A 7,142-nucleotide genomic window follows, 5' to 3' on the forward strand; every position below is an offset into this window, starting at 1 on the left:
CAGCAGTGAGTGGCGGCATGCATCTGCGTTCTCGATACGACTCATTCGCGCTTCCGACCACACGACCCTCGCCGGGCCGTGGCCGGCCGGCCTGCGCTCGTTCGCGCGTCTGTGTGGGGGCGCATCCAACGAGGTCCGAGCATGAGTTTCGAGCCCAGAAGTAGCCGCGCCCTGCTCCAGCGCCGGAGCAGCGTCAGCAACGCCCTGCAGGCGGGGCTCGACGGTCTGGCGGTGATCGGCGTCGCCTGGTACCTGACCCTCTACCACATCGGCTACATGACCCCGAGCTACCTGGTCATGCTCCTGCTGCTGATCGGCGCGTTGGCGGTGATCTACGACCACTACGCCATCTACCGCAGCAACGTGCGTTTCTCGCTCAAGGCCTTCAAGCTGTTCAAGGCCTGGACGGCGACCTTCTGCTTCCTGACGGTGATGGCCTTCCTCACCAAGCAGAGCGCCGAGTATTCGCGGCTGCTGGTCGCCGAGCTGTTCGTCATCGGCTACCTGGTCCAGCTGTTCCTGCATTTCGTGATGCGCGAAGCGCAAAAGAAGTTCCTCACCCTGCCGTCGCGCCTGGAGAACGCGCTGATCATCGGCACCGGGGAGCTGGCCAGCTTTCTTCACCACAAGATCAGCAGCAACCCCTGGCTGGGCGAGACGGTGGTCGGCTGCATCCGCGTCGACGACAAGCACGAGCCGCAGCCCGAGGCCCTGGGCTCGCGGCGCCTGGCGATCCTCGGCGGCATCGGCGACCTGGAGTCGGTGATTACCGAACACAGCATCCGCACCGTGTATTTCGTGACGCCCATCGACGGCTCGGACGTGGTCAAGGCCTCCTACCTGCAACTGCTGGACAAGTACATCTCGGTGAACTGGGTGCCGGATATCTTCTCGCTGCGGCTGATCAACCACAGCGTCAAGGAGATCGCCGGCATCCCCGTGCTGACCCTGGCCGAGACGCCGCTGATGGGCACCGGGCTGTTCCTCAAGACCCTGGAGGACAAGGTCCTGGCCGCGCTCATCCTGCTGCTGGCGGCGCCGGTGCTGCTGGCCGTGGCCCTGGCGATCAAGCTCGACAGCCCCGGCCCGGTGTTCTTCCGCCAGGAGCGCAAGGGCTGGAGCGGCGAGGTATTCCGCATCTGGAAATTCCGCAGCATGGTCATGCACCAGCCGGAGGACGGCGAGGTGAAGCAGGCGCAGAAGAACGACCCGCGCACCACCCGCGTCGGCGCCTTCATCCGTCGCACCAGCCTCGACGAACTGCCGCAGCTGTTCAACGTGCTCAAGGGCGAGATGTCGCTGGTGGGGCCGCGCCCCCACGCGATCCAGCACGACGCGCAGTACTCCAAGGGCATCGCCGACTATTTCGCCCGCCACAACATCAAGCCGGGCATCACCGGGCTGGCCCAGGTACGCGGCTTCCGCGGCGAGACGCGAGACATCGAGCAGATGATCCAGCGGGTCGACTCGGACATCGAGTACATCAACAACTGGTCGATCTGGCTGGACTTCATCATCCTGGTGCGCACGCTGATGGCCTTCACCGGCAAGCAGGCCTACTAGCTTCCGGAGCACTCCTGCGCCCTGCCAGGGGCGGCCCTCCGAGCCCTTCGCGAACCCCGCGGGCGAGAGCGTCGGGAGGGGAATTTGACGCCATAAAATAGAGCCTGCAAGCGGTCGGTGCGGCGCTTGCCAAGTGCCTGGCGAGCATCTTTACTCGTTGCTGATGGCAAATTGTTACCTAATGTGAACTCTTCATTGGCCGCCTCGGCAACCCACTTCGGCTGATCGAAGCCCCCTCGAACGTTGCCGCTTCTCCGGACGGACGCTGCACAGGAAGTCGACAAGGACATGAACGAGAACGTGGCGGTATTGGTCCGCAAACTCATACCTCCCTCCCTGCGCCACGAGATACGCAGCGCCATGGGCTGGTCGCGGGACATTCTCAGCCGCGCCTGTTTCTGGCGCTGGGAGATCGCCCGGTTCCGCCTGCAGAACGACAGCGACTACGAAATCCTCTACGTCGGCCGCAAGGACCGGCGCAACATGGCCAAGCTGCTGATCGGCGGCAAGTCCCAGGCCAGGGCCGAGGAGGGCGCGGCCGCCGAGGCGTCGCCGCATGTGGTGGTGGTCAGCGAGATGCCCAGCGCCGGCGCGCTGTCGGTGCCGCACTACCTGAGCGCGGTGGTTCCCCTGGGGCGCCCCCTGGAAGAGATCACCGCCAAGTACGACGGCGAACTGCGCCGCAGCATCCGCAAGACCCGGCCGCTGTACCGCATGCAGCAGGCGCTGACCGACGAGGAAATCGACCGGGCCAACCGCGAGATGCTGCAGCCCTACGCCCACGCGCGGCATGGTGAGTTCACCAAGCAGTTCGGCACCGACGAGCTGTTCCGCATCGCCAAGTCCGTCGGCCGGCTCGACCTGATCCTGCAAGGCGACGAGGTGGTCGCCTGCCACTTCGGCTGCGTGATCACCCGGGCCGGCAAGCGCTACTGGAGCACCCTGCGCTTCGGCTACCCCGAGGCGGTGTTCTCCGACGCCAAGCGGCTGCGCGAGGTCAACTCGATCAACACCTACATGGCGCTGGAATGGGCCATCGAGAACGGCTTCGACTATTACGACATCGGCCATTGCCTGGCCCGGCCGGACGACGGGCTGCTGAAATGGAAACGCCGCCGTGGCGGCGACATCGATACCCTGGGCAACCAGGCCTACATGTTCGTGCGCCTGCCCAAGACCGGAAGGGCCAAGTTCCTCTGGGATTCGCCGCTGTTCGCCGTCGAGGGCCGGCAACTGACCCTGCACCTGGGGCTGCCCGACGGGCCGAGCGACGAAGAGATCGTCGAGCGCTACCGCGAGATGGTCTTCGGCGGGCTGGCGAAGATCTACCTGTACTGCACGACGAACCCGCGCGAGCGCCTGTTGGAGAGCCTGCGCGAACGCTACGCGCACTTCCAGTCGCCGCCGATCATGGAACGAGTTCCCTCCAACTGAGCGTTCCGGGCGCGGGCAACTCCCCCGCGCCTGGCCATCGGCCGTAGCGCCGAAGGACGGTCCCACCATGCAAAGCGATGCCTCGCAAGCTGGCGACAGCCTGCGTTCCAACGGCAGGAACTGGAGCCTTGCCGCGTACTGGCACATCGCACGGAGGCGACTGGCACGAAAGCAGGCGGCAAACCTCAAGAGCGTGGCGAGCAAGTCCTGGGACATCGCCCCACGCGAGATCACCCCGGCGCCGCCGGCCTTCTTCCTGCCCGGCCAGTGGGAGCGGGTGACCGGCTGGGAAGAGAAGATCTTCTTTCCCTACGAGCACCCCCGGCGGACCATGGAAGGCCTGGGCAGCATGGAGCAGCACCCGACGCGGGCCTACCTGATCAAGGATGTGATGATGATCGACGGGGCCCTGTACAAGGACAACGCCAGTTTCTGGCTGTCCTCCACCCGGGCGCGCTGGCTGCCGCGGATCAGCGTGGAGCGGGAGGTCGATCGCGGCGCGATCTACTGCTCGCCCTACGGCAACCGCTGGTTCGGCACCTGGCTGGCGGAAGACTGCCTGACCTATGCGCTGGCCCGCGAGGAAGGCCTGCCGGTGACCATCGCGCCCACGGCCAGGTACCCGCTGTACCCGCAGACGCTGGATTACGAAGCCTGGCTGGAGATGCAGCCGGCCCGCCTGCACAGCGCGTACTTCCGCGAGCTGGTGCTGTTCGACGATTTCGGCCACAACAGCCACCAGCACCTGCGCTACCGGGCGATGGGCGAGAAGCTGCTGTCCCGCGTGAGCTACCAGCCCCACCCCGGCGTCTTCATCCTGCGCGGCGAGACCGGCGACCTGCGCCTGCTGAGCAACGAGCTGGAGATCGCCGAGCACCTGCGCAAGCACCGGGGCTTCCGCATCCTCGACCCGTCGAAGAGTGACGTGCCGAGCATAGTCGCGGCCTGCGCCGGGGCCCGTGTGGTGGTGGGCGTCGAGGGCAGCCAACTGGTGCATGGCGTCAACGTGCTGCCGCCGGGCGGCGCGGTGCTGACGCTGCAACCGCCGAACCGTTTCGTGTGCTTCTACAAATACCTGACGGACCGCGACCACCAGCACTTCGGCTTCGTGGTCGGCACGCCCGACGGCAACGGCTTCCGCATCAGCCTGGACGAAGTCGAGCGCACCCTGGACCTGTTCCCCGCCTGAGCCGCTGCCGCAGGCGCTGGCGGCGAACGCCTCCTACGCTGTTGTGGACGCGCTCCGGGGCGGGGCGCATTTCAATCAGCCAGGAGATTCCGATGAAAGTCAGTGCACGCAACGTTTTCAAGGGCAAGGTGCGCGAGGTGCGCCCAGGCGCGGTGAACAGCGAGGTGGTGCTGGAACTTGCCGGCGGCGAGAGCCTGGTGGCGGTGGTCACGGTGGAAAGCGTGAACAGCCTGAAGCTGGCGCCCGGCGCCGAGGCCGTGGCGCTGGTCAAGGCGCCCTGGGTGATGCTGATGACCGAGGCCAGCGACATTCGCCTGTCGGCGCGCAACTGCCTGGCCGGCAAGGTACTGAGCGTCACCGATGGCGCGGTGAACGCCGAGGTGGTGGTGGAGTTGGCCGGCGGCAGCAAGGTCTACGCTATCGTCACCCGCGACGCGGTGAGCGAACTCGGCCTGGCGCCGGGCGTGAGCGCCACCGCGGTGATCAAGGCTTCCCACGTGATCCTCGGCGTGCCCGCCTGAGGCCGCGCTCGTGGCCGCCGGTCAGTCGGCGGCGTCGAGCAGGCTGTTGATCTCGCGGAAGATCGTCTGCCATTCGCTGTCGGACATCTCCATGATGCCGAAGGAGCGCAGCAGGAAGGCGCCCTTGGCGGCGAGGAACGCCAGGCGCGTGTTGCGGCTCTTGTCGTCGTCGCCTTCAGCTTGCAGCAGCAGCGGCCGGTACCAGTCGCTGGCCTGCTGGCGCAGCCCTTCGTTGCTATGCATCGCGGCGAGGATGGCCGCGGCGCGCTGGCCCAGGCCCTCGTCGCTGCCGGCCATCAGCGCGACATGGGCGCGCAGGCGTTCCTGCGGGTCCGCTTCGTCTTCGGCGATAGTGCGCACGGTCGTCTCGAATTCAGCTTTCCATCGGTTGAACATGGCCTCGACAAGGCCGTCCCTGGTGCCGAAGCAGGACTGCACGCCGCCCTTGCTGATCCCCGCGGCGCGGGCCACCTCACCGATGGTCAGGGCGGCCACGCCCTGCTGCATCACCACGTTTTCCGCAGCGTCCAGGACCATGTCTCTGTCAATGACGGGGCGCTTACTCATCAGGCCTCTTCTGGATTAGAATACGATCGTATTTGAAACTTGACCAGCCGTGCCGGGCAGCGGACGTGGCGGGTCGCTCCGTGTCAGGTGTCAGGAAAACAGGACCGACGAGCCCCACGCTCGCTGCGGGCGCTGGATTTTCCTGACCACTTCGTCAATGCTCGCCCAGTCCTCGTACAAGGGCAAATCGCCATCAGCTATGGTCATGTCGATTTTTTGACATTTCCTTATCGGCAGGGGACTGGAGTTCGTGAGCTGGACGGTTCCATGACGCTTTCCTGCACAGGGCAAGCATAACTCGCCCGCCCGGAAAGGCACGTCAGACAAGGATGTTATTGACCTGAGTCGCAGCAGTCGGCGTCGCGCGGCATGCGCGGGCACCGCGTCTTCTCGCCCTGTGGATCGATGTATGGAAATGGAAAGCAGCCTCTCGGCCGGTATCGGCTTCGCCCGTCGGATTCACGCGCCGCGCAGCCTGGGGTGTGGCCTCAGCTTCATCTTCATCGCGGTACTCATCTACCCCGGCTCGCCTGGCGTGTGGGCCTGGATGCTGGTCAACGGCTTCGTCTGGCCGAGCGTGGCGCGGGTCATCGCGGTGCGCGCCCGCGAGCCGTATCGCGCCGAGCTGCGCAACCTGCTGCTGGATTCGCTGTTCGCCGGTGGCTGGCTGGCGGTAATGCATTTCAGCCTGTTGCCGTCGGCGTTGCTGCTGTCGATGGTGACCATGCACAACGCCGCCGCCAACGGCCCGGCGTTCATGCTCAAGGGCCTGCTGGCCAACCTCGCCGGCGTGGCGCTGATGGGCCTGCTGATCGGCTTCAAGGTCGAACTGGACACTCCCTCGCGGGTGATCTGGGCCTGCCTGCCGATGCTCTTCCTCTACCCGCTGGCGGTGGGCTGGACCAGCTACAGCCTGGCCCGGCGCCTGCACGCCCAGCGGCGCGCGTTCGCCCTGGTCAACTGCCTGGACGAGCGCCAGCTGCTGCCCAGCGACGCCTGGTTGCACCAGCTGGCCGAGGAGTTCGGTCGCTGCCGTCGCGGCGGCCCGCGCGCCAGCCTGGCGTTGATCCGCATCGACGACCACGCCGCGCTGCGCCGGCGCTACGGCGGCCTGACCGCCGAAGCCCTGAGCCTGCGCCTGGGGCACCTGATCAAGGCCGAAGTGCGCAACACCGACCATGTCTGCCGGCGCCAGCCCGACGAATTCCTGGTGCTGTTCCGGCATACCCATGGCAGCGGCGTGCGCGCCTGCATCGAGCGCATCGAGCAACTGTTCGGCGATCACGACGAGGCGCTGCTCTCGGGCCTGTCGCTGAGCTATGCGGTGGTCGACTACGCCAGCGCCTTCGCCGGCGAGCACGACTGGCTGGAGCAGGCGCGCCGCGAACTGGACGGCGCCGCGGCGCCGCTAGCCGCCAGCCACTAGCCGCGATCGCCTCAGCGGATGCCCAGCGCGCGGTCCAGCGACCAGGCGCCGCCGCCACGGGCCACCAGCAGCAGAAGCAGGCCGGCCCAGGACAGGTGCGTCGGCCAGGCGTCGGGATAGACGAAGACTTCGATCACCGTGGTCATGCCCAGCAGCGCCAGGGCCGAGAGGCGCGTGCCCAGGCCCAGCACCAGGAGGATCGGGAACAGGTGCTCGGCGTAGGTCGCCAGGTGCGCCGCGATGTACGGCGGCACCAGCGGCAGTACGTATTCGGTGCGGAACAGCTCGTAGGTGCTCGGTGTGATGCTGAGGATGCCCTCGACCTTGGTGCGCCCGGAAAGGAAGAAGATCGAGGCGATGCCCAGGCGCGCCACCAGGCTCAGGAAGGAATCGCCGAGCAGCCGCTGCAGGCCGTCGGCCAAGTGGTTCCAGCGCTGGCGCA

7 protein-coding genes are annotated in these 7,142 nt (G+C 66.7%); 5 read left to right on the plus strand and 2 right to left on the minus strand.

The genetic code is table 11. The features are described 5' to 3' along the window. Positions 1-141 precede the first annotated feature (141 nt). The 4 genes from P3W75_RS12390 (at position 142) to P3W75_RS12405 (ending at position 4,707) form a co-directional block, all read left to right on the plus strand. Positions 142-1,563, plus strand: coding sequence for an undecaprenyl-phosphate glucose phosphotransferase (locus P3W75_RS12390; RefSeq protein ID WP_276227638.1), 1,422 nt, complete (start codon positions 142-144; stop codon positions 1,561-1,563). Between the two features lie 288 nt (positions 1,564-1,851). Beyond that, positions 1,852-2,997: a hypothetical protein gene (locus P3W75_RS12395; RefSeq protein ID WP_276227639.1), complete on the plus strand. Its 1,146-nt coding sequence runs from the start codon at positions 1,852-1,854 to the stop codon at positions 2,995-2,997. Between the two features lie 67 nt (positions 2,998-3,064). Then, positions 3,065-4,186 carry a glycosyltransferase 61 family protein gene (locus P3W75_RS12400; RefSeq protein ID WP_276227640.1) on the plus strand — a complete coding sequence of 374 codons (1,122 nt, stop codon included), beginning with the start codon at positions 3,065-3,067 and terminating at the stop codon, positions 4,184-4,186. Positions 4,187-4,278: 92 nt separating this feature from the next. Continuing rightward, positions 4,279-4,707, plus strand: coding sequence for a TOBE domain-containing protein (locus tag P3W75_RS12405; protein ID WP_276227641.1), 429 nt, complete (start codon positions 4,279-4,281; stop codon positions 4,705-4,707). A gap of 21 nt (positions 4,708-4,728) precedes the next feature. On the opposite strand, the gene P3W75_RS12410 is transcribed toward P3W75_RS12405, so the two are convergent. Beyond that, positions 4,729-5,274, minus strand: a complete 546-nt coding sequence (locus P3W75_RS12410; RefSeq protein WP_276227642.1) for a TetR/AcrR family transcriptional regulator — start codon at positions 5,272-5,274, stop codon at positions 4,729-4,731. 409 nt (positions 5,275-5,683) lie between these two features. On the opposite strand from P3W75_RS12410, the gene P3W75_RS12415 reads away from it, so the two are divergent. Beyond that, entirely contained in the window at positions 5,684-6,700 is a 1,017-nt protein-coding gene (locus P3W75_RS12415) for an MASE2 domain-containing protein (RefSeq protein ID WP_276227643.1), read from the plus strand. 11 nt (positions 6,701-6,711) lie between these two features. Here the strand turns inward: P3W75_RS12415 and P3W75_RS12420 are convergent. After that, positions 6,712-7,142, minus strand: a 431-nt coding sequence (locus P3W75_RS12420; RefSeq protein ID WP_276227644.1) for a DoxX family protein, incomplete at its 5' end; no start/stop codon positions are given.

The organism is Pseudomonas citronellolis (assembly GCF_029335315.1).
Classification (GTDB): Bacteria; Pseudomonadota; Gammaproteobacteria; order Pseudomonadales; family Pseudomonadaceae; genus Pseudomonas; species Pseudomonas citronellolis_A.